The sequence below is a fragment of the Mycobacterium sp. shizuoka-1 genome (assembly GCF_002723835.1).
GTDB lineage: Bacteria > Actinomycetota > Actinomycetes > Mycobacteriales > Mycobacteriaceae > Mycobacterium.
In genome coordinates this window covers 1-26,418 of record NZ_BEWG01000021.1, presented here as the reverse complement: position 1 = coordinate 26,418, position 26,418 = coordinate 1, and the positions used below count along the sequence as shown (strand labels likewise).

General features: G+C 67.4%; 23 protein-coding genes. 10 read left to right on the top strand and 13 right to left on the bottom strand.

Annotated elements, in window-relative coordinates; all coding sequences use genetic code 11:
* The 3 genes from MSZK_RS06400 to MSZK_RS06390 all read right to left on the bottom strand — a co-directional run bounded on the left by MSZK_RS06400 (position 1) and on the right by MSZK_RS06390 (position 4,119).
* Complete coding sequence (locus tag MSZK_RS06400; protein WP_199203218.1) at positions 1–1,560, bottom strand: long-chain fatty acid--CoA ligase; 1,560 nt, start codon at positions 1,558–1,560, stop codon at positions 1–3.
* An 8-nt stretch (positions 1,561–1,568) separates the two neighbouring features.
* Positions 1,569–2,858: a cytochrome P450 gene (locus MSZK_RS06395; protein ID WP_099246015.1), complete on the bottom strand. Its 1,290-nt coding sequence runs from the start codon at positions 2,856–2,858 to the stop codon at positions 1,569–1,571.
* A gap of 106 nt (positions 2,859–2,964) precedes the next feature.
* On the bottom strand, positions 2,965–4,119 hold the full coding sequence (locus tag MSZK_RS06390) for a LuxR C-terminal-related transcriptional regulator (RefSeq protein WP_099246013.1): 1,155 nt from the start codon (positions 4,117–4,119) through the stop codon (positions 2,965–2,967).
* A 131-nt stretch (positions 4,120–4,250) separates the two neighbouring features.
* Between MSZK_RS06390 and MSZK_RS06385 the strand changes: the two genes are divergently transcribed.
* Entirely contained in the window at positions 4,251–5,018 is a 768-nt protein-coding gene (locus MSZK_RS06385; protein ID WP_099246011.1) for an enoyl-CoA hydratase/isomerase family protein, read from the top strand.
* Here MSZK_RS06385 and MSZK_RS06380 read toward each other — a convergent pair.
* The 4 genes from MSZK_RS06380 to MSZK_RS06365 are packed head-to-tail and all read right to left on the bottom strand — an operon-like array spanning position 5,015 to position 7,916.
* On the bottom strand, positions 5,015–5,845 hold the full coding sequence (locus MSZK_RS06380) for an SDR family NAD(P)-dependent oxidoreductase (RefSeq protein WP_099246009.1): 831 nt from the start codon (positions 5,843–5,845) through the stop codon (positions 5,015–5,017). The two genes, MSZK_RS06385 and MSZK_RS06380, sit on opposite strands and share 4 nt — an antisense overlap.
* Positions 5,846–5,860: 15 nt before the next feature.
* Positions 5,861–6,274, bottom strand: coding sequence for a MaoC/PaaZ C-terminal domain-containing protein (locus tag MSZK_RS06375; RefSeq protein WP_099246007.1), 414 nt, complete (start codon positions 6,272–6,274; stop codon positions 5,861–5,863).
* Complete coding sequence (locus MSZK_RS06370; RefSeq protein ID WP_099246005.1) at positions 6,271–6,729, bottom strand: MaoC family dehydratase N-terminal domain-containing protein; 459 nt, start codon at positions 6,727–6,729, stop codon at positions 6,271–6,273. Before MSZK_RS06370 ends, MSZK_RS06375 begins: the two co-directional genes overlap by 4 nt.
* A 2-nt stretch (positions 6,730–6,731) precedes the next feature.
* Complete coding sequence (locus MSZK_RS06365; protein WP_099246003.1) at positions 6,732–7,916, bottom strand: lipid-transfer protein; 1,185 nt, start codon at positions 7,914–7,916, stop codon at positions 6,732–6,734.
* A 126-nt stretch (positions 7,917–8,042) separates the two neighbouring features.
* Here MSZK_RS06365 and MSZK_RS06360 point away from each other — a divergent pair, with 126 nt between their 5' ends.
* Both MSZK_RS06360 and MSZK_RS06355 read left to right on the top strand, forming a co-directional pair.
* Positions 8,043–9,230: a TetR/AcrR family transcriptional regulator gene (locus MSZK_RS06360; protein ID WP_142389881.1), complete on the top strand. Its 1,188-nt coding sequence runs from the start codon at positions 8,043–8,045 to the stop codon at positions 9,228–9,230.
* Positions 9,231–9,304: 74 nt separating this feature from the next.
* On the top strand, positions 9,305–11,335 hold the full coding sequence (locus MSZK_RS06355; protein WP_099245999.1) for an acyltransferase family protein: 2,031 nt from the start codon (positions 9,305–9,307) through the stop codon (positions 11,333–11,335).
* A gap of 112 nt (positions 11,336–11,447) precedes the next feature.
* Here MSZK_RS06355 and MSZK_RS06350 read toward each other — a convergent pair whose 3' ends face one another.
* Complete coding sequence (locus MSZK_RS06350; protein WP_099245997.1) at positions 11,448–11,717, bottom strand: chorismate mutase; 270 nt, start codon at positions 11,715–11,717, stop codon at positions 11,448–11,450.
* A 245-nt stretch (positions 11,718–11,962) separates the two neighbouring features.
* Between MSZK_RS06350 and pcrA the strand changes: the two genes are divergently transcribed.
* Both pcrA and MSZK_RS06335 read left to right on the top strand, forming a co-directional pair.
* Positions 11,963–14,290 (top strand): DNA helicase PcrA, encoded by a 2,328-nt coding sequence (gene pcrA, locus MSZK_RS06340; protein ID WP_099245994.1) that lies wholly within the window; start codon positions 11,963–11,965, stop codon positions 14,288–14,290.
* 9 nt (positions 14,291–14,299) lie between these two features.
* Positions 14,300–15,208 carry a phosphatase PAP2 family protein gene (locus tag MSZK_RS06335; protein ID WP_099245992.1) on the top strand — a complete coding sequence of 303 codons (909 nt, stop codon included), beginning with the start codon at positions 14,300–14,302 and terminating at the stop codon, positions 15,206–15,208.
* Here MSZK_RS06335 and MSZK_RS06330 read toward each other — a convergent pair.
* Entirely contained in the window at positions 15,179–15,787 is a 609-nt protein-coding gene (locus MSZK_RS06330; protein ID WP_099245990.1) for a hypothetical protein, read from the bottom strand. The genes MSZK_RS06335 and MSZK_RS06330 overlap by 30 nt on opposite strands.
* 4 nt (positions 15,788–15,791) lie before the next feature.
* Positions 15,792–16,850 (bottom strand): M23 family metallopeptidase, encoded by a 1,059-nt coding sequence (locus MSZK_RS06325; protein WP_099245988.1) that lies wholly within the window; start codon positions 16,848–16,850, stop codon positions 15,792–15,794.
* 259 nt (positions 16,851–17,109) lie between these two features.
* Here MSZK_RS06325 and sucC point away from each other — a divergent pair, with 259 nt between their 5' ends.
* Positions 17,110–18,273 (top strand): ADP-forming succinate--CoA ligase subunit beta, encoded by a 1,164-nt coding sequence (sucC, locus tag MSZK_RS06320; RefSeq protein WP_099245986.1) that lies wholly within the window; start codon positions 17,110–17,112, stop codon positions 18,271–18,273.
* 12 nt (positions 18,274–18,285) lie between these two features.
* Positions 18,286–19,188: a succinate--CoA ligase subunit alpha gene (gene sucD / locus MSZK_RS06315; RefSeq protein ID WP_099245984.1), complete on the top strand. Its 903-nt coding sequence runs from the start codon at positions 18,286–18,288 to the stop codon at positions 19,186–19,188.
* Positions 19,189–19,242: 54 nt separating this feature from the next.
* Here sucD and MSZK_RS06310 read toward each other — a convergent pair whose 3' ends face one another.
* Entirely contained in the window at positions 19,243–21,096 is a 1,854-nt protein-coding gene (locus tag MSZK_RS06310; RefSeq protein WP_099245982.1) for a S9 family peptidase, read from the bottom strand.
* 91 nt (positions 21,097–21,187) lie between these two features.
* Positions 21,188–21,835, bottom strand: a complete 648-nt coding sequence (locus MSZK_RS06305) for a TetR/AcrR family transcriptional regulator (protein ID WP_099245980.1) — start codon at positions 21,833–21,835, stop codon at positions 21,188–21,190.
* Between the two features lie 83 nt (positions 21,836–21,918).
* Here MSZK_RS06305 and MSZK_RS06300 point away from each other — a divergent pair, with 83 nt between their 5' ends.
* Positions 21,919–23,451 carry an acetyl-CoA acetyltransferase gene (locus tag MSZK_RS06300; protein ID WP_099245978.1) on the top strand — a complete coding sequence of 511 codons (1,533 nt, stop codon included), beginning with the start codon at positions 21,919–21,921 and terminating at the stop codon, positions 23,449–23,451.
* Here MSZK_RS06300 and MSZK_RS06295 read toward each other — a convergent pair.
* Entirely contained in the window at positions 23,448–24,299 is an 852-nt protein-coding gene (locus tag MSZK_RS06295) for an LLM class F420-dependent oxidoreductase (RefSeq protein ID WP_099245976.1), read from the bottom strand. The genes MSZK_RS06300 and MSZK_RS06295 overlap by 4 nt on opposite strands.
* 121 nt (positions 24,300–24,420) lie before the next feature.
* On the opposite strand from MSZK_RS06295, the gene sfnG reads away from it, so the two are divergent.
* Entirely contained in the window at positions 24,421–25,551 is a 1,131-nt protein-coding gene (sfnG, locus tag MSZK_RS06290; RefSeq protein WP_099245974.1) for a dimethylsulfone monooxygenase SfnG, read from the top strand.
* 169 nt (positions 25,552–25,720) lie between these two features.
* On the top strand, positions 25,721–26,418 hold a 698-nt coding region (locus MSZK_RS06285), incomplete at its 3' end, for a DUF5336 domain-containing protein (RefSeq protein ID WP_099246054.1).

Here is a 26,418-nt window from a genome sequence, read left to right as displayed (position 1 = left end):
TCAGCTGACCGAACGGTCCTGGCCCGCCCAATAGCGTTCCCGCAGTTCGCGTTTGAGCACCTTGCCGGCCGCCGAGACCGGCAGCTCGTCGACGGTCTCGAAACTGCGGGGGATCTTGTAGCCGCCGATGAGCGGCTTGCAGAACTCCCGCAGTTCGTCGGCCAGGTCGTCGCCGCCGACCTGGTGTCCGGTGGTCAGCACCACCACGGCGTGCACGCGCTCACCCCACCGCTCGTCCGGCACCCCGACGACTGCACAGGTGGCCACCGCGGGGTGGCGGGCCAGCGCGTTCTCCACCTCGACCGAGTACACGTTCTCCCCGCCCGTGACGATCATGTCCTTGAGGCGGTCGACGACGAACACGTAACCGCGGTCGTCCATGTAACCGGCGTCGCCGGTATGCATCCATCCGCCGCGCAGTGCGGCCGCGGTTTCCTGCGGCTTGCCCCAGTAGCCGGCCATCACATGGCCGCCGCGCACCACGATCTCGCCGACCTCACCGCGGGATAGCTCGGTGTCGTCGTCACCGACGATGCGCACCTCGGAATGCGGTGCGGCACGCCCGCCGGAGCGGCGCAGCACCGGGTCGTGATGGTCCTGCGGCGAGAGCAGGGTGGCGATCGGCGATACCTCGGTCATGCCGTAGGCCTGGACGAACGACGCTGTCGGCAACCGCTCGGCGGCCCGCTCCAGCAGAGCCGCCGAGATCGGCGACCCGCCGTACATGACGGCGCGCACGCTGCTGGTGTCGTAGTCCGGAAGCGACGGGTGGTCGACGAGGATCTGCACCATGGTCGGTACGAGCAGAAGGTCGCTGACCCGATGCCGCGCGACCGCGTCCAGTACCCAGTCCGGCCGGAACGACGGGATGAACACGTGAGTGCCGCCGTTGATCACCTGTTCCAGCCAAATCGCCAGATCGGCGAGGTGGAACATCGGGGCGGCGTGCAGCAGCGGTCCGCCCGAGGTCAGGAACAATCCCGACGCCAGTGCGCCCATCGCCGACGTCATCAGGTTGTCGTGGGTCAGCATGACGCCCTTGGGATGGCCGCTGGTCCCACCGGTGTAGAAGATCCCGGCCAGGTCCGAACCGCTGCGGTGTGCGTCGGGCACCGGGGTGCCCGTTCGCACCAGCTCTTCATAGGCGAGGGTGTCGTCCGGCGTCGGGCCGTCGCCACAGTGGATTACGGCCGCCAGGTTGCCTGCCTGCGAACGTAATTCCGGCAGCAGTGCCAGGAAAGTGTCGTCGATCAGCAGTATCCGGGTGTCGGAGTCGCGCAAGCTGTAGGCGATCTCGGCTGCGCTCCAGCGGATGTTGATCGGATTGACCACGGCGCCGGCCCACAGCGTGCCGAGCAGATATTCCTGGTAGCGATCGGAGTTCAGCGACAGAATGCCGACGCGGTCGCCGTCGCGGGCGCCGAGGGCCTGGAGCGCGCCGGCCAGTCGGGCCACCCGGTCGGCGACCTCGGCGAATGTCCGGGTCCGGTCGCCGCAGACCGTCATGGTGTCGTGCGGGGTGGCCCGCACCGATCGATGCAGCCCCTGGGTCAGATACATGCCGGCGGTCATCGCGGCGTGAACCGGAACGGCAGTCGCTTGATGCCGTGAATGAAATTGGTGCCCAACAAGTCTGGCTCACCGGTCTCGAATTCCGGTATCCGCATGAACAACTCCCGTGCTTCGGCCCGCAGCATGGTCCTGGCCAGGTTGGCGCCCAGACAGAAGTGTATGCCGCCGCCACCGAAGCTCACGTGCGGATTGGGCGAGCGAGACAGGTCGAACATGCGGGGTCGATCGAAGACCGTCTCGTCGAAATTGCCCGCCAGGTAGATCAGCACGACCTTGTCGCCCGGCATGATCGTCTGCCCGCCCAGCTCGGTCTCCACCACAGCGGTCCGGCTGAAGGTGAGCAGTGGTGTCGCCCAACGGATGAACTCTTCGACGGCGGTGCCGATTCGGGCGTCGAAATCCTCGAGCAGCCATGCGCGCTGCTCGGGGAACAGCGACAGCGCCCGTACCGCGTGCCCGAGTGTGGTCTTGGTGGTGTCGGTGGCGGCACCGGAGAGCAGGCAGAAGAACGATGCGATCTCGAAGTCGGTCAGTTTCTGCCCATCGATCTCGGCCTGCGTCATCGACGAGATGATGTCGTCGCCGGGCTGACGGCGGCGCATCTCGATGATCTCCTGAGCCACCTGGTGCAGCCCAGCGATCGACTCCAGCTGAACTTCGGCGGCACTGCGTCCGGCCAGGTACTCCTCGTCGGCCCAGGACACCGAACCGATGACGTGCTTGACCGTCGCATCTTCGAGATGTGCCGGCACGCCGAACATCTCACAGAACATCCGCAGCGGCAGGAGGCTCGCGCAGCGATCCATGAATTCGATCTCGCCCGACGGATCGGCGGCGATGTCGTCGACGATCTGCTTGGCGGCGAGCTCGATCTTGTCCTCGATGCGTTTGACCTGGCGCGGGGTGAACGCCTTGCTGACCAGTCGGCGTAATTGGTCGTGCCGCGGCGGATCCATCGCCAAGAAGGACAGTGCCATCTCCAGGAACACCGGCGGCAGCCGGTCGAAGAAGACCCCCTGACCCGAGACGAAGGTCTGGTTGTCGTGACTGACCTGCTTGATGTCGGCATGCCGGGTCACCGCCCAGAAGCCCGGATCGTCGGGGTCGGGTACCACCGCCCCTTCGATCGGACGCTGCCAGGACACCGGCTGCTCGCTGCGAAGTCGGGCGAACACGTCCTCCATCTGGGCGGCCGGCTTGGCCCAGAAGGCCTTGCTCGACACCTCGATATCGCAATAGTCGGGCTTGTTGTCCGAGGTCGCGGGAAGGAGTCCGTCGATGTGCATGGTGCCTCCACTGCAGGTGATGTGCGTCGGCATTCAGTCTCGAAGGCGGCGGGGGAGGCCGGAATCCCTCCAAAAGGGTCTGTTTGCCTCCCGATCGGACAGCGGACTATCCGGTGGTCAGTCGCACCCAGTAGGACACCGCTTCGGCGCGGTTGGCCGTGCCGAGCTTCCGGAAGATGTGCTTCATATGGCCCTTGACGGTCCCCTCGGAGATGGTCAGTGCCCGGGCGATGCGGGCGTTGGTGGCGCCGTCGGCCACGAGTTCGAGCACCTCCAGCTCTCGACGGGTCAGGACCGTAGCGGTCCTGGCTCGCGAATGCTGCGGTTCCGCTGCATCGAGAGCACCGCGGACCAGAGCCGGACGGCGATGAGTCCGGCCGGACCAGCTGCGCTGCAGCTCGGCGATCCGGGCAGTGAGCCCTTCGGCCTGGGCGTGCAGCGCCCGTAGTTCGTCGAGCATCATCAGCCGCGACATGGTGGCGCCCAGGAACTCGCCGAAGAGGCCCAGCAGGCGGATGTCGGTGTTGGTGAACCGGCGTGACATATAGAACGCGTCGGCATGCACGAAGCCGATCACGTTGCGGCAGGACATGATTGGTGCCGCGACGTATCGCTGTCCTTTGGCGATGTCGATGATGGTGTCGTAGCAGCGGGGCAGCCTGCGGGCATCGTCGACCAGGATCGGCCGCAGTCTGCGCAGCATCTCGGCCTCAGGCAGCGTCGCATCGATGACCTCGGGGTGCTCCTGTCCTGCCGCGACGATCTGCGAGGCCCAGAGCGGATCGCGTTCGATATGGCCCGCGACCGGCAGCCATTGACCGTCGTGCACCGACGAGATCATCGCGCGGTCGAATCCGAGGGTCGTGGCCGCGATGGCGGCGCGGTCGAGCAGATGTGCCGGGTCGTCGATCTGCTCGAGTTCCGCGGTTGCGGCGCGCAGGCCGGCCAGCGAGCTGTCGACCCGCTCGGCCTGACTGGAGTGAATACGGGTGAGCGCCGACTTCACCCGGGACAACAGCTCGATGTCGTGCGCGTCGGGCGGTGCCGTCGTGGTCACCGCGTCGACCACGGCGTGCCACACCGCCTCAAGGACGTCGAGTGCTTCGGCACAGTCCGTGACAAGCCCGTCCGGGTGGATGTCGGGGTAGCGCGCCCGCGCGGTGGCGACGATGTCGGCGATGTCATCGCGGTCCTGATTCCGCAGGCTCAATCCACGCCGCCTGGGCGATCGCACACTGCTGACGACGGGCGCACTGGCCATGGGAATCTCCTTTGAACGCCGCTGCGCAGACCAGTATAAGTGAATATCGACGCCAATCGTTGGCCGATACTGCGGCTTTTGGACAGCACTGTATCCGCATAAGTGATGTGCGAATAGTCTAGTCTCGCGAGATGACCACCGACGTCGTCCGTGTCAGTTCGCCCGTTGACCACATCGCGATCGTGGAGCTCAACCGCCCCGAGCGGCTCAACGCGCTCGACGACGAGTTGATGAGCGAACTGGACGTCGCGCTGAACCGGATCGCCGCCGACGACCACGTGCACGTGGTCATCCTCACCGGAGCCGGCCGGGGGTTCTGCTCGGGCGCCGACCTGAGCACCCTGCCGGCCTTCGCCGAATCCGACTCGACCGTCGAGCTGATGAAGACCGTGAGTAGGCCCGTCCTCACGCTGCACCGGCTTCCGCAGCTGACGATCGCCGCGGTCAACGGTCCCGCGGCCGGTGCCGGGTGGGGTTTGGTCCTCGCCTGCGACATCCGCGTCGCCGCAACCTCGGCTCGCTTCGGGGCTACCTTTGCCCGGATGGGCCTCGGCCCCGACTACGGACTCTCCGCGAGCCTGCCGGCAGCCGTCGGCCGTGACCGGGCGCTGGAGCTGTTGATGACGGCCAGAATCATCGACGCACGCGAAGCGCAGCAGATCGGTGCGGTTTCCACCGTTGCCGATGATGCTGTGGCCGAAGCGTTGCGGCTGGCGGCCGAGGTGGTCCGCGCGCCGGGGCGGACGATCCGCTCGATCAAGCAGAGCCTGCGACTCTCCGCGCGCGCCGAGTTCGACCGCGCCGTCGAGGATGTCGAGGCGCAGGCTCAGGCCGACCTGTTTGAGCACCCCGACTTCCTGGCCGGCGCCGCGACGTGGGTCGCCCAGGTGACCGGCTAGAAGTTGAATCCGCCGCCGCAGACCAGTGTTTGGGCGCTGATGTAGTCCGATTCCGGCGTGCACAGCAGGTAGACCGCACCGGCGGCCTCGGCCGGTGTGCCCGAGCGGCCGAGCGGGATCATCTGCTCCATGGTGGCCAGCAAGCCGGGGTTGACCCCGACCTTGATCTCCTGTCCCCGCACGGTGATGGATCCGTCTCCGTCGGCGGGAGTTTCGGTGAGGCGGGTCTTGATCAATCCGAACGCGACGCTGTTGACGGTGACGTTGTAGCGCCCCCATTCCTTGGCCAGCGCCTTCGTCAGGCCGATCACGCCGGCCTTGGCGGCGGCGTAGTTCGCCTGACCGGCATTGCCGCCCACCCCGGCCAGCGACGAAATGTTCACCACCTTGCGGCAACCGACCGGGCGCCCGGATTCCCTGGCATCTTTGACCAGCCCGCTGATCACCGGCTGGGCGGCTCGCAGGATGTGAAACGGCGCCTTGAGGTGGACGTCCAGGATCGCATCCCACTGTTCGTCGGTCATTTTCTGGATCACCGAATCCCAGGTGTAGCCGGCGTTGTTGACGATGATGTCCAATCCGCCGAAGGCCTCCACCGCCGTCTGCACGAACCGTTCACCGAACTCGTCGTCGGTGACGCTGCCGATACACGTGACCGCGCTGCCCCCGGCGGCCTCGATGGCAGCGACCGTCTCGGCTGCCGGGTCGGCATCGAGGTCATTGACCACCACCGATGCGCCCTCGGCGGCAAGCTTGAGCGCGATCTCTCGGCCGATTCCCCGTCCCGAGCCCGAAACGACGGCGACCTTGCCTCGCAGATTTCCCATGTGTGTCAGTACCTTTCAGTTGATGGCGACGACCGCGTCGCCGGACAGGGTGACCGTGCCGTCGGCGAGCGTGACGGTGACCTCGACGGTGGCCCGGCGCTCACCGTCGACCTCATCGATGGCGGTGACTTGGCCAGTGCAGGTGGGCTGGCCGTGCACCGGCGTGATGGCGGCGAATCGGACTCGGTATGACCGCAGATCCTCCGGTGCGGCCCAGTTGGTCAGCAGCCGCCCCAGATAGGCCATGGAGAGCATTCCGTGCGCGAACACATCGGGCGCACCGGCCGATTTCGCGGCGTCGACGTCGACGTGGATCGGGTTGTGGTCGCCGGATGCCCCGGCGAACAGTGCCAGCGTCAATCGCGAGATTGCCGGCAGCGCCAGCGGTGGCAGTTCAGAGCCGACTGCGATCGGTTCGACGGATGTCATGCGCCGCCTCCCGGGGTGCGAACGACGATCACCGATCGCAGATCGGCGATGGGTGTGCCGTCGGCGCGCGTCACCGCCGTGTCCTTGACGATGAATTCCAGCGCGCCGGCCTTCTTGGCGTACACATCGGTGATCCGGGGGTGTGCCACCAGCTCGTCGCCGGCATACGCGGACTCGTGATAGGTGAAGCTCTGCTCGCCGTGCAGCACGAAACGCAGGTCGACGCCGAGGGCCGCGAGGTAGGCGAAGGGATCGGGGGCCTCGAGCTCGATGGAGAACAGGAACGTCGGCGGCACCGGCAGGTCGCGATGGCCGCCGGCGACCGCGGCGTCGACATGGGTGAAGATCGGGTTCGTCTCACCGATCGCCTTGGCGAAGAACCGCAGCCGCCCGCGGTCGACGGTGAGCGAGGTCGTGGGCAATTCGGTGCCGACCACGCCAGGATCCACTGCCATGCTCAGCCCACCTTTTCGTAGAGGGTGACGACGGCGGCGCCGCCGAGTCCGATGTTGTGCTGCAGCGCGACCGTCGCGCCGTCGACCTGGCGGGCCTGCGCGAGTCCGCGCAGCTGCCATACCAACTCGGCGCATTGGGCGAGGCCCGTCGCGCCCAGCGGATGTCCTTTGGACAGCAGACCGCCCGACGGATTGGTGACCACCCGGCCGCCGTAGGTGTTGTCGCCGTCGAGGATGAACTTCTCGGCGGTGCCGACCGGGGTCAGGCCGAGGCCCTCGTAGGTGAGCAGCTCGTTGGTGGTGAAACAGTCGTGCAGCTCGACCACCCGGATGTCCTCCGGCGCCACCCCGGAGGCCTCGTAGACCGCGTCGGCGGCGGCCTTGGCCATGTCGTAACCGACGACCTTGATCATGTCGCCGGTGAATGTGGACGGTGTGTCGGTGGCCATGGCTTGGGCCTTGATCGCAACCTCGACCCGCAGGCCGTGCTTGCGGGCGAACTCTTCGCTGACCAGCACCGCCGCGGCCGCACCGCAGGTCGGCGGGCAGCATTGCAGCCTGGTCAGCGGCCCGTAGATGTGGGGCGAGGCCAGGACTTCCTCGACGGTGACCGCGTCGCGAAACACCGCGTACGGGTTGTTCTTGGCGTGCGCCCGCGCCTTGACCGCGATGCGGGCGAAGGTTTCGGGTGCGGTGCCATAGGTGTCGGCGTATTGCCGGCCCGCGCCGCCGAAGTACTGGGCCGCCATCGGGGCGGCATCGTCCCAGCCCTGGACGGTCCTCGTGACCTCGTCGAACCGGTCGAACGGGCTGGGCCGGTCGGTCCACATCGACGACAGGGCACCACGCTGCATCTGCTCGAAACCCAACGCGAGTACGCAGTCGGCGGCACCGTTTTCGATCGCCTGGCGCGCCAGCCACAGGGCGGAGGAACCCGTCGAGCAGTTGTTGTTGACGTTGACGATCGGAATCCCGGTTTGGCCGACGCCGTAGAGTGCGGCCTGCCCCGATGTTGAGTCACCGTACACATAGCCCACATAGGCCTGTTGTATCGACGAATAGTCGATACCGGCATCCGCCAGCGCTTCACGAACGGAAGTCTCTGCCATATCTGAATATGGTGTGGTGCGACGTGGGGTCGTGAACGGAATCATCCCCACGCCCGCGACGATTGTGCGGCGTGTCATTCATTCTCCAATGGACTAGTGAAAGTTCACTTAGACTAGGCCGTGGCGGAACTGGGTGGCAAGCCCGCACGAGAGCCGGCGTTAGGCTGTCTGTGACGTGCGGTGATAGGGAAAGGGTCAGAGGACGTGACAGCGGTCGCCCGCCCGGAACGCGGCACCAGGCCGGCCAATCGTCGGGCGATGATCGTCATGGCCGCCACCGAGCTGTTCTGCGTCCGTGGCTACGAGCACGTGGCCATGGGTGACATCGCCGATGCCGTCGCGGTGGGAGCGTCAGCGCTGTATCGCCATTTCTCCAGCAAGCATCAATTGCTGGAGGAGGTCGTCTTCAGCGGTCTGGACTCGGTCACTGCAGTGGTGGGCAGGCTGGACGCCGCCGACGTCGACCGATCCGTACTGGACCTCGCCGAGCTGGCAGTGTCCGGCCGGCACATCGGGATACTCGTCGAGCGCGAGGCGCGACACCTGTCGCAGGACGCGCAGGCCCGGTTGGGTCACGCCAGCCACGATGTCGCCCGTCGGTTGTCGGCATTCGTCGAAACCGCCCGGGCGGACGTGGACGGGGATGCGCGCGATCTGTTCGCGTGGATGATCCTGGGCGTCGTCGTGAGCCCGTCGTTCTATCAATCCGAGCTGTCCGCCAAGGATCAGTCTCGGTTGCTGGCCGAACTCGTCGGGCGAGTGGTGACGGCACCGGCACCGGCAGGGTTCGCGATCGGGCGACGCCCGCGCCCGCCGGCCGGACTGTTACCGAACTCGCGGCGAGAAGCGTTGCTGCAGCAGGCGATCCGGCTGTTCGCCGAGCGGCGCTACGCAAGTGTGGGGATCGAGGATGTGGCGGCGTCACTCGGGATCGCCGGCCCCAGCGTCTACAACCACTTCGCCAACAAGGCCGATCTGCTGGCGACCGCGCTCTCGCGTGGTGCCGCGTACCTCTACATGCAGGCCGCCGACGCGTTGGCCGTCTCGACCACGCCCGCTGCGGCACTGCGCAGCCTGATCGCCTCGTACGTCGAGTTCGCGCTCGGCCACCCCGCCCTGGTCGACCTGCTGATGACCGAGGTGCGCAATCTGCCCGAGCCGCATCGCGCCGCCGCATTGGCGGCGCAGCGCGACTACGTCGAGGAGTGGGTACACCTGCTGCGGCAGTTCCGTGCCGAGGCAAGTGAAGCGGAGGCCCGGCTCCAGGTCCAGGCGCTGCTGACACTGGTCAACTACGTCGCGCGGGTGCCCCATCTGCAGTCTGCCGACGGCATCTCGGGCGCGGTCGGCGCGACATGTGCGCACCTGCTGAGCCTGCCGCAAGGGAATTGACACCCGGGACCGCGCGCCTGCGTCTGCTTGCCGCCGCCAGCATCTAGATTCACAGGACTGAGATCTAGGAGGGCATGGCTGTGCCGGCGCGCTTGTGGGCGCAACGTCCATGGGTTGATCCCGTGTCCCCGCCGAGCCCTCGGCGCCGCCCGCGGCCCCGCGGCGAGGGAGTTCCCGCGCTCAACGGGATCCGCGGTGTCGCGGTCGCCCTCGTGCTGATCGGTCACAGTGGAATCCCTGGTATGGCAGGCGGATTCATCGGGGTCGACATCTTCTTCGTGCTCAGCGGATTTCTGATCACGTCGTTGCTGCTGGACGAGATCGGCCGCACCGGCCTCCTGGATCTCGGCTCGTTCTGGGTTCGTCGCGCCCGCCGGTTGCTGCCTGCGCTGCTGATCATGGTGCTGGCGGTGATCGCTGCGCGGATGCTGTTCCCGCCCGATGCCGTCAGCGGCCTACGTAACGACGCGGTCGCCGCGGTCCTCTGGGCGGCGAACTGGGCATTCGTGTTCCATCAGACCGACTACTTCAGCCAGGGCGCCCCACCGTCACCGCTGCAACACACCTGGTCACTCGGCGTGGAAGAGCAGTACTACCTGATCTGGCCGGTGCTCATCGCGCTGGCCGCGATACTGCTTGCCGTTGTCGCCCGGTGGCGCAAGAAGACCCCGACCATCACCGCCGTGCGGTGGGCGGTGCTGGTCCTGGCTCTCGTCGGAACTGCGGCGTCGGCGACCGAGGCGATGCTGATGGCCTCGGACGATTCGCTGAACCGGGTGTACTTCGGCACCGACACCCGCGCGCAGGCACTGCTGATCGGGGCCGCGGCGGCCGCGCTGCTCGTCCGGGACTGGCCGGCGTTGTTGGCGGGCGTGCCGGTGATCCACTCGCGCTGGATCCGGTGGTTGGCCTGGGGTGTGCCGATGGCCGGGGTGGCGGTGCTGGCTGCCATCACCCACGTCGCCACCGGGAGCGCCAACGAGTTCCGCAACGGTCTGCTCATCGTTGTCGCCGTCGCCGCGGTGGTGGTGATTGCGGGCGTTGCGCTCGAGCAGAACGGCCCGGTGGCGTGGGTGTTGTCCACCCCGCCACTGGTGGCGCTGGGCGTGATCTCCTACGGCGTCTATCTGTGGCACTGGCCGGTGTTCCTGGTGCTCAACGGCGAGCGCACCGACTGGTCGGGCTACGCGCTGTTCGCCGCGCGCTGCGCGGTGACGCTGGCCTTGGCGATCGGATCGTGGTGGCTGATCGAGCAACCCGTTCGGCGCTGGCGCCCGGTGCACGTCCCGCAGTTGCGCCTGGCCGCAGCGACGATGGCCACGGCCGTCGCCGTCGCGGTCGTTGTCGTGCCGGTGGGAACCCGCATCGACCCGTCGAGCCCCGACGTCACGCAGGCCGCGCTGATCTCACCGGTCGAAACGGTGCGAGTCGCCGCGCCGACCCACTCCGGTCCTCGCGAGCACACCGTCTCGGTGTTCGGCGATTCGATCGGGTGGACCATGATGCGCTACCTGCCGCCCACCCCCGGGATCACCTTCCTGGACCGGACCACGATCGGCTGCGGCCTGGTGCGCGGCGGGCCCTACCGCTACTCCGGGGTGTCCCTGGAGCAGAAACCCGAGTGCGACACGTGGCCGGAGCGCTGGGCGCAGCGGATCGGCCACGACCGCCCCGACGTGGTGCTCATGATGGTCGGGCGCTGGGAGGTGGTGGACCGCAAATGGAACGGCAACTGGGCTCACATCGGCCAGCCCGATTTCGACAAGTACCTGGAGAGTGAGCTGCGCCGTGCGCTGGACATCCTGGGCTCCACCGGGGCGCTGGTGGTGGTGGCCACCGAGCCGTACAGCCGGCACGGCGAGCAGGCCAGCGGCAAGCTCTATCCCGAAGACCAGCCCGGCCGGGTCGACCAGTGGAACACGTTGCTACGCAAGGTCGTCGACGGCCGGCCCAACGTGACGGTGCTCGACCTGAACAAGAAACTCGGCCCGAACGGCGGCTACACCAACAAGATCAACGGCGTGCAGGTGCGCAGCGACGGCGTGCACCCGACGCCGAACGCGGTCAAGTGGATGACGCCCTGGCTGCTGGACGCAGTCCGCTAGTTGCTAGGAGTGCCCGAGCCGGCGCGGCCGGATGGCCGGCGTCAGTGCCCGAGGCGGCGCGGCCGGATGGCCGGCGTCAGTGCCCGAGCCGGCCGCGGCCGGATGGCCGGCGTCAGTGCCCGAGCCGGCCGCGGCCCAAGCGCAGCAGCAGCATCGCCAGGTCCTTGCCGTCCGGTCCCAGCTCGCTGTAGCGCTCGATGACCTTCATCTCGCGGCTGTGCACCAACCGGGTGCCGCCGGAGGCCATCCTGGCCCGGCCGATCGCCTGGGACACCTCGGTCCGGCGCTTGACCGCAGCCAGGATCGTGGCGTCGAGTTGGTCGATCTCGCCGCGCAGGCTGTCGATGTCGTGTTCGGCTTCAGGAACCATTTCCAGAGTCATCGCTTCGTTCTCCTCAGGTGTGGGTCTGGTCTCGTCCGAGTTCCGGGCCTCACACAAGAGACGAGCCCCGGATCCGGATTCGGACCGCGGGGCTCTCGGGTTGAGCAGCTAGACACCCACGGGCACCGCGGACCGGTACCCGTAGAAAAATCGACGCTGCAAAGAAAGCACGTCCGCAAGTGTGCCACTCCGAAGGCCGGCTTCGCAAAAAAACTGTCGCCATACAGCGGTAAGTTGGGTCAGACATGAGTGTGCACGTGACCGATTTCAGACCGCCGGCCGACGCGGCCGAACTTCTCGAGGGCCTCAACCCGCAGCAGCGCCAGGCCGTGCTGCACGAGGGCCCCCCGTTGCTGATCGTGGCGGGCGCCGGGTCCGGGAAGACGGCCGTCCTGACCCGGCGGATCGCCTACCTGCTGGCGGCCCGCGACGTCGGTCCCGGCCAGGTGCTGGCGATCACCTTCACCAACAAGGCCGCCGCGGAGATGCGGGAACGGGTGGTCGCCCTGGTCGGTCCGCGGGCCCGCAACATGTGGGTGTCCACGTTCCACTCCACCTGCGTGCGGATCCTGCGCAACCAGGCCTCGCTGCTGCCCGGGCTGAACTCCAACTTCTCGATCTACGACGCCGACGACTCCCGGCGCCTGCTGCTGATGATCGGCAAGGACATGGGCCTGGACACCAAGCGGTATTCGCCGCGGCTGCTGGCCAACGCCATCTCCAACCTGAAGAACGAGCTGATCGGGCCCGAGGATGCGGTGGCCGCACTCGAGCCGGGGGCCGACGATCTGGCCCGCACGGTCGCCGGCGTCTACGGCGAATACCAGCGGCGGCTGCGGGCCGCGAACGCGCTGGATTTCGACGACCTGATCGGCGAGACCGTCGCCGTCCTGCAGAACTTCCCGCAGATCGCGCAGTACTACCGCCGGCGGTTCCGGCACATCCTGGTCGACGAGTATCAGGACACCAACCATGCCCAATACGTGCTGGTGCGCGAACTCGTCGGAGTCGGCGCGCCCGACACCGACACCGTGCCGCCCAGCGAATTGTGCGTGGTCGGTGACGCCGACCAGTCGATCTATGCCTTTCGCGGCGCGACGATCCGCAACATCGAGGACTTCGAGCGCGACTTCCCGAACGCCACCACGATCTTGCTCGAGCAGAACTATCGGTCGACCCAGAACATCCTGAACGCGGCCAACTCGGTGATCTCCCGCAACGCCAACCGGCGGGAGAAGCGGTTGTGGACCGACGAGGGCGACGGCGAACTCATCGTCGGCTATGTCGCCGACAACGAGCACGACGAGGCCAGGTTCGTCGCGAGCGAGATCGACGCGCTCGCCGATCGCGGCGGATTCTCCTACAACGACTTCGCGGTGTTCTACCGCACCAACAACTCGTCGCGCTCGCTGGAGGAGGTGTTCATCCGCGCCGGCATCCCGTACAAGGTGGTCGGCGGCGTCCGGTTCTACGAGCGCAAGGAGATTCGCGACATCGTCGCCTACCTGCGGGTGCTGGACAACCCGGGTGACGCGGTCAGCTTGCGCCGCATCCTCAACACCCCGCGCCGCGGTATCGGCGACCGCGCCGAGGCGTGCGTGGCGGTGTACGCCGAGACCACCGGCGCCACCTTCGCCGACGCGCTGGCCGCGGCGGCCGAGGGCAAGGTGCCGATGCTCAACACCCGCTCGGAGAAGGCGATCGCGAGTTTCGTGAACCTGCTCGACGAGCTGCGCGGCAAGCTCGACGACGAGCTCGGCGACCTGGTCGAGGCGGTGCTCGACCGCACCGGCTATCGCAACGAGCTGGAATCGTCCAGCGACCCGCAAGACCTGGCCCGGCTGGACAACCTCAACGAATTGGTCAGCGTCGCACACGAATTCAGCATCGACCGGGCCAACGCCGCGGCACTCGAGAGCGACGAGGACGACGAGGACATCCCGCAGACCGGCCTGCTCGCGGAGTTCCTGGAGCGGGTGTCGCTGGTCGCCGACTCCGACGAGTTGCCTGAGCACGGCGCCGGCGTGGTCACGCTGATGACCTTGCACACCGCCAAGGGCCTGGAGTTCCCGGTCGTCTTCGTCACCGGCTGGGAAGACGGCATGTTCCCGCACATGCGGGCACTGGGGGATCCGGCCGAGCTTTCCGAAGAACGCCGGCTGGCGTATGTGGGCATCACCCGTGCGCGCCAACGGCTTTACCTCAGCCGCGCGAAGGTGCGCTCCTCGTGGGGGCAGCCGATGCTGAACCCGGAATCCCGCTTCCTGCGCGAGATCCCCGAACATCTTCTCGACTGGCGGCGCACCGATCCCGCGCCGTCGCTCAGTGCGCCGGTGAGCGGGGCGGGCCGGTTCGGTACCCCGCGGCCCTCGCCGATGCGGCCGGCGGGTGGCGGTGGCAAGCGGCCGCTGCTGGTGCTCGAACCCGGCGACCGGGTCAGCCACGACAAATACGGTCTCGGCCGTGTCGAAGAGGTCTCCGGCATGGGGGAGTCGGCGATGTCGCTGATCGACTTCGGCAGCGCCGGGCGGGTCAAGCTGATGCACAACCACGCACCACTGCAGAAACTCTGACCGCCGGATATGGGCCAGCCCTACGGACCGGGCTCGCCCGGCTTCGGAATTCTCGGAGCAGTAGTGCTGGCCGCACTGCTGCTGTGGTGCGGGCTGGCTGTCTGGGTGGCTTCCCACCGCGGCGTGCTCGTCGCGGCGATGGATCGCCTCCGCGCGACCCCGGGCTACGTCCGCCTGCATGCGTGGGTAACCGAACATCTCGGCGGCCCCGTCACGGTGTTGGCCCGATGGCTGTCGGTGGATGTCGCCGCGGCGCTGGGGCTGGTGTCGGGAATGGTGCTCGTCGCGCTGCTGTCGGCCGGCTTCACGAACTTGCTCGACGACGTGCTCGACGGCGAGCTGACGTCCTACGTCGATCAGCCGGCCAGTCAGTGGCTCGCCGCCCGGCGTGACCTGTGGCTGACCGCGACCCTGAAAGTGCTTACCCACCTTGGTGATACGGGGTCACTGGTGGTGACCGTCGCCGTCGTCTGTGCACTGGTGTGCTGGCGGGTCCGGTCCTGGCTGCCCGCGGTGCTCGGGGTGTTCGGGTTGGCGGGTGTGGGTCTCGTCTTGGTCGTGGCCAAGGTGATGGTCGGTCGGACCCGTCCGCCGTCGTGGATCGCGGTGATCGTCGAGGATGGCTTCTCGTTTCCGTCCGGCCATGCCACCGGCGCATTCGGGGTCGCCATCCTCGTCGCGTGGATGCTCGGCCGGTGGGCTGTCCGCGGCTGGGCGGCCCGCGTCGCATTGTGGGCGACCGCGTTCGCCGCCGCCGGGATGATCGCGTTCTCCCGGGTCTATCTGGGCGTGCACTATGTCAGCGACGTCGTGGCCGGGGCCTTCCTCGGTGCGGCGTGGGCGGTTGCGGTCATCGTGGTGGGGTCGTGGTGGGAGACCCGCCGTCGATCAGCGCTCCCGGCACCACCGGCGGGTTGACGGGTGCAGCGCCAGAATCAGGGCGGCCAGCGGCAGCACCGGAATCAGGTAGACCACCAACGGGATTCGCGCGCCAGCCACCAACACACTACCGAACGTCAGTAGTGCGATGACCGAACCGAAGGCCATCAGGTAGCGGCCGACCGAGCGGCGCAGCAGCAGCGCGATCACCCCGGCGATGGTGCTGACCGAGAACAGCAACGTCAGGAATCCGACGGCTAGGCAGAACAGTCGATCGGTGCCCCACCAGCCGGTGATCAGGTCGGTGGACACCACCGCCGTCGTCCAACCGGACAGGATGCCCAGCGTGCTGGCGGCGATCGCGGTCCGCCCGGTCGAGAGGTCCAGCGGGGTCACCCGCGCCGGCACCGCCACGGGGGCGGCCCGGTGGATCAAACCGGTGGGGGCCTCCTGCGCCGGTGGCCGCGGAACCTGCGTGGTGCGCGGCTCTGGCGGCTGCGGGATGGGTCCGGTAGGCGCACGCCGGATGATGCTCGTGCGGGGTGCTTCGGGCTGCGGGATGGGTCCCGACGGCTGGCGTCGGATGATGCGGGTGTGTGGTTCGTTCGGCTCAGACACCGGGTCAGCCGACGTAGGGCCCGACCGCCAGCCCGCGCTGCGCCAGCCACGGCACCGGGTCGATCCGGTTGGTGCCGCCCAGCAGAACTTCGAAGTGCAGATGCGGGCCGGTCGAGTTCCCCCGGTTCCCGATGGTGGCGATCTGGTCGCCGGCGAACACCCGCTGGCCGATCTGCACCGTCCAGGTGTTGACGTGGCCGTACAGCGTCACCGTGCCGTCGGAGTGCCGGATCTTGACCCAAGCGCCGTAGCCCGCGGTCGGACCGGCGTCCACGACGACACCGTCGGAGGCCGCCACGATCGGGGTGCCGATCGGGCCGGCCAGGTCGATGCCGCCGTGCAGCGCGCCCCAGCGATAGCCGAAGCCCGAGGTGAACACGCCGCGGGTGGGCATGACGAACAGCGGCCGCTGCAACCGTGCCTCGCGCTCGGCGCGTTCCTGGGCGAACGCCTGTCCATTGGCCAGCTCTTCGCCGTGAACGGCGGCATCGGCGGCCGGCTTGACCGCGATCAGCTGCATGCCGCGCGGCGTGGTCACGGTGCCGTCCATCGGGGTCTTGTCGGCCGCCAGCACCGTCCGGGTGGTGGTGTCGGTGGCGGGCTTGACCGCGGTGTAGGCGGCGGCCGCGGCGGCGCCGGCGGCCATCGCCGCGATCATCACGCGGCCCTTGACGGCTCCGGTCGGCTGCCGGCGATGCTGCGGGGTGCGCGGCAGGATGTCGGTGTTCTCGCTGTTGGAAAAGCGCGGGACCTCGGCGTGGCGGTCGTCGCGGGCAGCGAATTCGGCCGGCACCGCCAGCCGGAGCGGCTGCAGGTCATCGGCGTCATGCAGGTCGTCGAGTTCGGGGCAGCGCGCCACCTGAAGGCTGGCGAAGGCCGTGCTCTCGCGGAAGTCGATGTCGACGAGATCGCCGAACTCGTTGAACGGAATGATGTCGGTGACATCGAGCCGCTCGGGATCCAGGGCTCGGGCTGACGCTCCCTGGCGATCAAAGGTCCTGGTCTTGGTGGGCAAGGCCGAAGAATCTCCGACAGAAGTCGGTTCCGGCCGGTGCTGCGTCAAAACTCGAAGTCCCTTAGTCGTGACCAAAGCGTTATCTCAGACCCCGACGACGTTAACGAGATACACCGCAGCAGGCAACCCACGCGCATATTCCGCGGGCGATTGTGAGTTGAATCACTTCAGCCTCGCGGTGAGATGGACCACATGAGTGGTAGGCGAGGATGGCCGCCCGCGGCCGTCTGGATACAGTTCCCCCGGAGCGACTTCCTCAACACATCGTCACCAGAAAAACAGTCAGCGCCGACCAGACAGTGAGCCAATGGATCTTTTCGAGTATCAGGCGAAGGAACTGTTCGCCAAGCACAACGTTCCGACCACGCCGGGCCGGGTGACCGACTCGCCCGAGGACGCGAAGGCCATCGCCGAGGAAATCGGCAAGCCCGTGATGGTCAAGGCACAGGTCAAGGTGGGGGGCCGCGGTAAGGCCGGTGGCGTCAAGTTCGCCGCCACCCCCGAGGATGCCTACACCCACGCCACGAACATCCTCGGCCTGGACATCAAGGGCCACATCGTGAAGAAGTTGCTGGTCGCCGAGGCCAGCGACATTGCCGAGGAGTACTACATCTCCTTCCTGCTCGACCGCTCGAACCGCACCTACCTGGCGATGTGCTCGGTCGAGGGCGGCATGGAGATCGAAGAGGTCGCCGCGACCAAGCCCGAGCGGCTGGCCAAGGTGCCCGTCAACGCCGTCACCGGCGTCGACCTGGCCTTCGCCCGCTCGATCGCCGAGCAGGGCCACCTGCCCGCCGAGGTGCTCGACGCCGCGGCCGTCACCATCCAGAAGCTGTGGGAGGTGTTCGTCAAGGAGGACGCCACCCTGGTCGAGGTCAACCCGCTGGTGCGTACCCCCGACGATCAGATCCTCGCGCTCGACGGCAAGGTCACCCTGGACGCCAACGCCGATTTCCGGCAGCCCGGGCACGCCGAGTTCGAGGACCGCGACGCCACCGATCCCCTGGAGCTCAAGGCCAAGGAGAACGACCTCAACTACGTCAAGCTCGACGGTGAGGTCGGCATCATCGGCAACGGCGCCGGACTGGTGATGTCGACCCTGGACGTCGTCGCCTACGCCGGCGAGAAGCACGGCGGCGTGAAGCCCGCCAACTTCCTCGATATCGGTGGCGGCGCCTCGGCCGAGGTGATGGCCAACGGCCTGGACGTGATCCTGGGCGACAGCCAGGTCAAGAGCGTGTTCGTCAACGTGTTCGGCGGTATCACCGCCTGCGACGCGGTGGCCAACGGCATCGTCAAGGCGCTGCAGATCCTCGGCGACGAGGCGAACAAGCCGCTGGTGGTCCGGCTCGACGGCAACAACGTCGAAGAGGGCCGCCGCATCCTGGCCGAAGCCAACCACCCCCTGGTGATCCAGGCCGACACCATGGACGCCGGCGCCGACAAGGCCGCCGAGCTGGCCAACAAGTAAGGGACGCAATCAATGTCGATTTTTCTGAACAAGGACAGCAAAGTCATCGTCCAGGGCATCACCGGTGGCGAGGGCACCAAGCACACCAAGCTGATGCTCAAGGCCGGCACCCAGGTCGTCGGTGGCGTGAACGCCCGCAAGGCGGGCACCACGGTGAGCCACGTCGACAAAGATGGCAACGATATCGAGCTGCCGGTATTCGCCTCGGTGGCTGAGGCCATGAAGGAGACCGGCGCCGACGTGTCGATCGCCTTCGTGCCGCCGGCCTTCTCGAAGGACGCCATCATCGAGGCCATCGACGCCGAGATCCCGCTGCTGGTGGTCATCACCGAGGGAATCCCGGTGCAGGACAGCGCTTATGCGTGGGCCTACAACGTCGAGAAGGGTCAGAAGACCCGGATCATCGGCCCGAACTGCCCCGGCATCATCACCCCCGGCGAGTCGCTGGTCGGCATCACGCCGAACAACATCACCGGCAAGGGACCGATCGGGCTGGTGTCGAAGTCCGGCACGCTGACCTACCAGATGATGTACGAGCTGCGCGATCTCGGGTTCTCCACCGCCATCGGTATCGGTGGTGACCCGGTCATCGGCACCACCCACATCGACGCCATCGAGGCGTTCGAGAAGGACCCCGAGACCAAGCTGATCGTGATGATCGGCGAGATCGGCGGCGACGCGGAGGAGAAGGCCGGCGCCTACATCAAGGCCAACGTCACCAAGCCGGTCGTCGGCTACGTCGCCGGTTTCACCGCGCCCGAGGGCAAGACCATGGGCCACGCCGGCGCCATCGTCTCCGACGGTGCCGGTACCGCCCAGGGTAAGAAGGAGGCCCTCGAGGCCGCCGGAGTCAAGGTCGGCAAGACGCCGTCGGAGACCGCCAAGCTGGCCCGGGAGATCTTCGAAACCCTGTAACCCGCTTCACCGAAAAGCCCCCGGAGTCAGTGACTTCGGGGGCTTTTTCGTCGGTCAGAGATGTTGGGCCAGGAAACGCTCGACGGCGTGGTAGAGGTCGATCTGGTTGTCCGGGTTGACGAATCCGTGTCCTTCGTCGTCCTTGATCAGGTATTCGACCTCGACACCGCGCTCGCGAAGCGCGTTGACCAGGTTGTCGGATTCGGCCTGCACCACCCGAGAATCGTTGGCGCCTTGGACCACCAACAGCGGGGTATGAATCTGGTCGACTCGGGTGATCGGCGACCGCGCCAACATGTCGGCCTCTTGCACCGGGTCGGACGGATCTCCGACATACCGGTGCCAGTTGTTGGCGAGGAACGGACGCGCGACGGTCGGCAGCGTCCGCATGAAGTTGGCGAGGCTGGAGATCCCGACGTAGTCGATCGCCGCTGCGAAGACGTCCGGGGTGAAGGTCACCCCGACCAGTGCCGCATAACCCCCGTAGGAGCCGCCGAAGATCGCCACCCGCCGTGGGTGGGCGATGCCCTGGTCCACCGCCCAGCCGACGGCGTCGATCAGGTCGTCGTGCATCTTGCCGGCGAACTCGCCGATCGCTGCCTTGGTGAACGACTTGCCATAGCCGGTCGACCCGCGAAAGTTGACCTGCAGCACCGCATATCCGCGGTTCGCCAGCAACTGCACCTCGGCCTGGTAGCCCCAGCAGTCGCGCGCCCAGGGGCCACCGTGGACCAGCAACACCAGCGGTAGGCCGACCGGCTCGACACCGACCGGCAGCGTCAGATACCCGTGCAGGGTCACGTCGTCGCGGGAGGTGATGGCGACCGGCTTCATCGGCGCCAGCGCCGCGGGATCCAGGTGCGGGTAGGGCCGGAACAGCAGTCGGCTCGCACCGGTGGAATGGTCGTAGAAATAGGTGGCCCAGGGATCGCGGTCGTGGGTGAAGTTCACCACCCACCGTTGCCCGCCGGCGTCGGAGGAGAGCGCGGCCAGGTCGCCGTCCGACAGTGCGGTGAGCCGCTCCAGGATGGCCGCGAATTCCGGATCCAGCGGGTGGATGACCTGGCGGTCGCCGCAATAGCGCGCGCCGATCAGCTCGCCGGTCCGCTCGCTGATGATCAGCGGTGACGGCAGCACCATCTGGGCAGCCAGATCGAAGCTCGGATGGCTGTCCACCTCCGTCTCCTCGCCGGTGGCGACGTCGACGCGAACCAGCCTGGTGCGGTCGGTGTTTCGGCTGGATCCCAGCCACATGCCGGATCCATCGGGGCTGATCGCGATCGGGTGGATGCCGACGGGATAGTCGGCACCGTCGTAGGTCGTGATGGTGCGCAGCGACCGGGTTTCCGGCCGCCACTGCGCCGGTTCGACGTCGCCCTCGGCGGTCAGCACCGAGGTGAACAACTGGCCGTCGGCACTGCACAGCCATGTGACGACAGTGCCTGGATTTTCGGCGAGCAGGGTCAATTCGCCGGTCGCGATGTCGAGTTCGTAGGCGTCGAACAGTTCCGGGTTCCGCCTGTTCAGCTGCACCATGGCCGTTCCCGGCCGGCTCTTGAGCAGCTCGAACGTCGCTCTGACGCCGGGGAACGGCGTGAGGTCGACGATCTCGGCGTCCGGGTCCTCGAGGTCGACGCGATACAGGTGCCACAGCTCGTCCCCGCCGCCGTCCTGCAGGTAGAGCAGCCAGCGCGAGTCGTGGGTCCAGCGGTAGATGTACACGCTGCGGGTGTCGTCGGCGGTCACACAACGGGCCGGTGTCTCGGCGTCGATCTCGTGCACCCACACGTTGAGCCGGTTGCGCCACGGCGCGAGGTAGGCGATCCGTGTCCCGTCCGGGGAGATCGTCGCCGCGGTGCGCTGCGGCGGACTGAAGAAGTCTTCGACGGTGATCAAATCGGGTTTCATGAAGGTCCTTTCGACGGCGGCGGGCGCGGTGATTCGCCGGGCCCGCGGTCGTGCTGGCTCGTGAGGTGTATTCGGTTGTGGTGATGGGGATTTAGCGGTTCACCGGGCCGCCCACTCGGCCGTTGGTGGCTTCCCGGATGGCCCGGTCCATCAGGGCGAGCGCTTCGGCCTGGCTGACCGATTTGCCCTCGACGATCACTGCGCGGCCGACGTCCTCGTCGATCACGCGGAACGCGCCGGTGACGGCGGCTGCGCAGAGGCGGACGGTGAGGTCATCGACGGGGAGGCCGAGCCGCTCGGCGATCACCGGTGCCAGCCCCCGTTCCATCTGGTCGTGGACCATCAGATACGAGGTGCGCAGCGCCGGATCGGTCGTGGTGAGCGTGGCGATGCGTAGCGCCGCCGCCGCATCTTCGATGTCCTGCGGCGTCAGCGGATGCTCGACCGCGTCGGCCACCAGGTGCTCGATGAGGGACAGCTCGGCCGGCCATCGACGGGCGGACGCCAGGAAGCGTTCGGACGTCTGGGCCAACAGTGGCTCGACGCAGCTCTCCTTGGACCGGAAATAGCGCCAGATCGTCCTGGTCGACAGTCCGGCGGCGGCGGCGATGTCGTCCCCGCTCGTCGCTGCCACCCCTTTCTCCCAGAACAGGGCCGCCGCCTTGCGCGACACGTCCAGTCGCGCTTGCGCCTGCTTGTCGCTGATGAGCACCTCCTCCCGGCTGTCACTTAGTGACATCTCGACTGTGTCACTAAGTGACAGATCGGTCAAGGAGTCGCCGGTTGGCGAAACCGTAACGTGTTCTATTAGCCTGTCGAACTATGGTCGATCCGCGTACACCCGTCATCGTCGGCGTCGGCCAGTTCACCGAGCGCGTCGACGACCCCGACTACCGCGGCATGTCCGCCGTCGAGCTGGCCACCGAGGCGGTCCGCGCTGCTCTGGCCGACACCGGCGCCGATGTCGCCGCCGTCGCCGCGGCGATTCAGGTGTTTGCCGGTCTGCGGCAATTCGAGATCTGCACGCCGTTCGCGAGCGCGCCGCTGGGCTGCTCGGACAACTACATCCGTTCGGTCGCCCGTCGCGTCGGCGCCGACCCTGAGCGTGCGGTGCTGGAGTCGATCGGCGGCAACGGCCCGCAGAAGCTGTTGACGGAGTTCGCCGGGGCCATCGCGGCAGGCGACATCGAGGCGGCGTTGATCCTCGGCTCGGAGAATGGCTCGACGCTCAAAACGTTCGCAGGCAAAGACGACAAGCCCGATCACAGCGAGACCGTAGGTGGTCAGCTCGAGGACCGCGGGTATGGGTTCGAGCAGTACATGAGCGAATACACTGCCAACCACGGACTGACCGGTGCGCCTGTGCAGTACGGGCTGCTGGACAATGCGCGGCGCGCCCGGCTCGGTCTCGATGTCGACTCCTATCGGCGCAAAATGGCCGAATTGTTCGCGCCCTTCTCGAAAGTCGCTGCCAAGAACCCGTTTTCGTCGTCGCCGGTCGAGCGCTCGGTGGACGAGATCGCCACGGTCACCGCGGACAACCGGATGATCTGCGATCCCTACCCGCGGTTGATGGTCGCCCGCGACACCGTCAACCAGGGCGCCGCCGCGCTGGTGATGTCGGTCGAGGCCGCGCGCAAACTTGGTGTGCCCGAGCAGAAGTGGGTCTATCTCCACGGCCATGCGGATCAACGGGAACAGGACCTGCTCGACCGCGAAGACCTCGGCGTCAGTTACTCGTCGAAACAGGCTGTGGCAGAAGCTCTTCGGGTGGCGGACATCACCATCGACGACGTGAACACCTTCGACCTCTACAGTTGCTTCCCCTTCCCGGTCTTCGTCGTGTGTGACGACTTCGGCGTGGCCGCCGACGACCCGCGCGGGCTCACCCTCACCGGCGGCCTGCCGTACTTCGGTGGGCCAGGCAACAGTTATTCGTTGCACGGCATCGCCGAGACGGTCGCCGCGATGCGCGACAAGCCGGGCGCGTTCGGGTTGGTCGGCGCGAATGGCGGTGTGATGAGCAAGTATTCGGTGGGTATCTACTCGACCACTCCGGTCGGCTGGACACCCGACCGCAGCACGCAACTGCAGCAGGACATCTCGAACCTGCCGACGGTGGCCGTGACCCGTCATGCCAACGGCACCGGCGTGATCGAAACATATTCGGTGCGCTACGACTGGCCGGAGCGTACCGGCGTCATCATCGGCCGCCTCGACGCCGACAACAGCCGCTTCATGGCGATCACCACCGACGCGGCCTTGGTCGCGTTGATGACCGACGGTGACCCTCTCGGCGCCGCGATCACCGTGACCGCAGGCGAGGACGGCAAGAACCGCGCGACGTTGGCTTAGAGGTCGAGCGCTCCGAGCTTGCCCGCCAGCCGCTCCACATAGCCGGCGACCTCGTCGGCCGACCTGTCGGGCAGCCCGAACAGCACCTCGGTGACGCCGATGTCTTTCCAGTGCGCCAATTTCTCGGGCACCGGCTTGAAATCGAGCGCCACGATCTGCGGTGCGCCATCACGACCGGCGGCGGCCCAGGTGTCCTGCAGCAGCTTCACCGGTTCGTCGATGTCGAAGTCGCGCGGCGTGGTGATCCAGCCGTCGGCGCTGCGGGCGATCCACTTGAAGTTCTTCTCGGTGCCGGCCGCGCCGACGAGCACCGGGATGTGTGGCTGCACCGGCTTGGGCCACGCCCAGCTGGGGCCGAATTTGACGAACTCTCCGTCGTATTCGGCCTCTTCCTGGGTCCACAGCGCCCGCATGGCTTCGAGGTACTCGCGCAGGCAGGTGCGGCGGCGTCCGGCCGGCACGCCGTGGTCGGCCAGCTCGTCGGTGTTCCAGCCGAAGCCGACGCCGAGGCTGACCCGGCCGCCCGACAGATGATCAAGGGTCGCAATCGATTTCGCAAGGGTGATGGGATCGTGCTCGACGGGCAGCGCCACCGCGGTGGACAGCCTCACCTTGGAGGTCACCGCGGCGGCCGTACCCAGGCTGACCCACGGGTCCAGGGTGCGCATGTAGCGGTCATCGGGCAGCGACTCGTCACCGGTGGTGGGGTGGGCGGCCTCGCGTTTGACCGGGATGTGGGTGTGCTCGGGCACGTAGAACGTGGTGAAGCCGTGGTCGTCGGCAAGCTTGGCCGCCGCCGCCGGAGCGATGCCGCGATCACTGGTGAACAGAACGAGCCCGTAATCCATGCGCTGAATTAGAGCGGGCCGCCGGGGGCCGGGCAAGGCGGGGTATCAGTCGTCGAGACCTGCGCTCGCGACGAGTTAAAGGGGTGACCCGGGCCGGCCGTGTCACCACCATGGGGAAACCATGACGACCGAACGCGTTGCCGACCACGTGAAATTCGCCTACTGGGTGCCCAACGTCAGTGGGGGTCTGGTTACCAGCACCATCGAACAGCGCACCGACTGGAATTACGACTACAACGTGCGGCTCGCGCAGACCGCCGAGAACAACGGCTTCGAGTACGCGCTGTCACAGGTCCGCTACGAGGCCAGCTACGGCGCCGAATACCAGCACGAATCCACCAGCTTCTCGCTGGCCCTGCTGCTGGCCACCAAGCGGCTCAAACTCATCGCGGCCGTCCACCCGGGTTTGTGGCATCCCGGTGTGCTGGCCAAACTCGGTGCCACCGCCGACCATCTCTCCGGCGGCCGGTTCGCGGTCAACGTCGTCTCCGGCTGGTTCAAGGACGAGTTCACCCACCTGGGCGAGCCCTGGCTCGAGCACGACGAACGTTACCGGCGCAGCGCCGAATTCCTGCAGGTGCTGCGCAAGATCTGGACCGAGGACCAGGTGGACTTCCGCGGCGACTTCTACCGCATCCACGACTTCACCCTCAAGCCCAAACCGCTCAACACCGCCCAGCGGCCCAACCCCGAGATCTTCCAGGGCGGTAACTCCACTGCCGCGCGACGCAACGGCGGTCACTACGCCGACTGGTATTTCTCCAACGGCAAGGATTTCGACGGCGTCACCGAACAACTCGTCGAGGTCCGCGACCACGCCCGCGACGCCGGCCGGGAGGTGAAGTTCGGACTCAACGGCTTCATCATCGCCAGGGACACAGAAAAAGAAGCGAAAGAGACCTTGAAAGAGATCATCGCCAAGGCCAACCGGCCGGCGGTCGAAGGCTTCCACGCCGCCGTGCAGCAGGCCGGCAGTTCCACCGCCGACAAGCGCGGCATGTGGGCCGACTCCACGTTCGAGGACCTCGTGCAGTACAACGACGGCTTCCGCACCCAGTTGATCGGAACGCCTGAGCAGATCGCCGAGCGCATCGCCGCGTACCGAAAACGTGGGGTGGACCTGATCCTCGGCGGTTTCCTGCACTTCCAGGAGGAGATCGAGTATTTCGGCGCCCGGGTGCTTCCGCTGGTGCGCGAAATTGAAGCTGCCGAAAGTGATTCGTTCACGCGGCCGCTGCAAGCATCTGCCTGACTCGTGACGGCCCTGTGCCAACTGCCTGTGTGACACGCCGATGGTCGTGGTCGCCACGGCGGTGTGCGCTAGCGTGGTGTGCGAACCGGGCCTGCGGCCCCGTTCGCGAGCCACAACCGACGCAGCGCCGCGGGGGACGCGCCGGCGTGACAAGGCTGAAGGAGAGGCCATGAGTTACCCGCCCACCAACCCGGGCTACCCACAATCGCAGCCACCCGGCCCGTACGGCGCTCCGGCGCCGTCGTTCGCGACCGCCGACGCCGGACCGAGCAAGCTGCCGCTCTACCTCAACGTCGCGGTCGTCGTGCTGGGCCTGGCGGCCTACCTGGCCAGCTTCGGGCCGATCCTGACCGTCAAGGCCGATCTCGGCCCGTTCGGCGGTGCCGAGCTGACCAGTGGTGGCGGCGGCTACCCGGTGCTCGCGACGCTGGTCGCCGCCCTGCTGGCTGCGGCCAGCCTGCTGCCCAAGGCGCGGGATTACGGCGGTGTCATCGCGGCGGCCTCGGCGATCGCGCTGCTGACGGCCGTCGCCCAGATGGTCGGACGGCCGACCGGCTTCACCGTCGGGTGGGGCCTGTGGGCGATGATCGCCCTCACCCTGCTGCAGACCATCGCCGCGGTGTCGGCGCTGTTGCTGGAGGCCGGTGTCATCACCGCGCCGGCACCCCGCCCCCGTTACGAGCAGTACGGCCAGTACGGTCCGCCGCCCGGTGGTTACTACGGCCAGTCCGGGCCGCAGGGACCGGCCCCGGGACTTCCGCCCCGTCCCGGCTATCCCGCTCAGTACGGCGGCTACGGCGCGGGCCCGTCGACCGGCGGTTTCGGTGGCGGCGGCGCGCAGACCGGTCCCCCCACCCCGCCCACGGG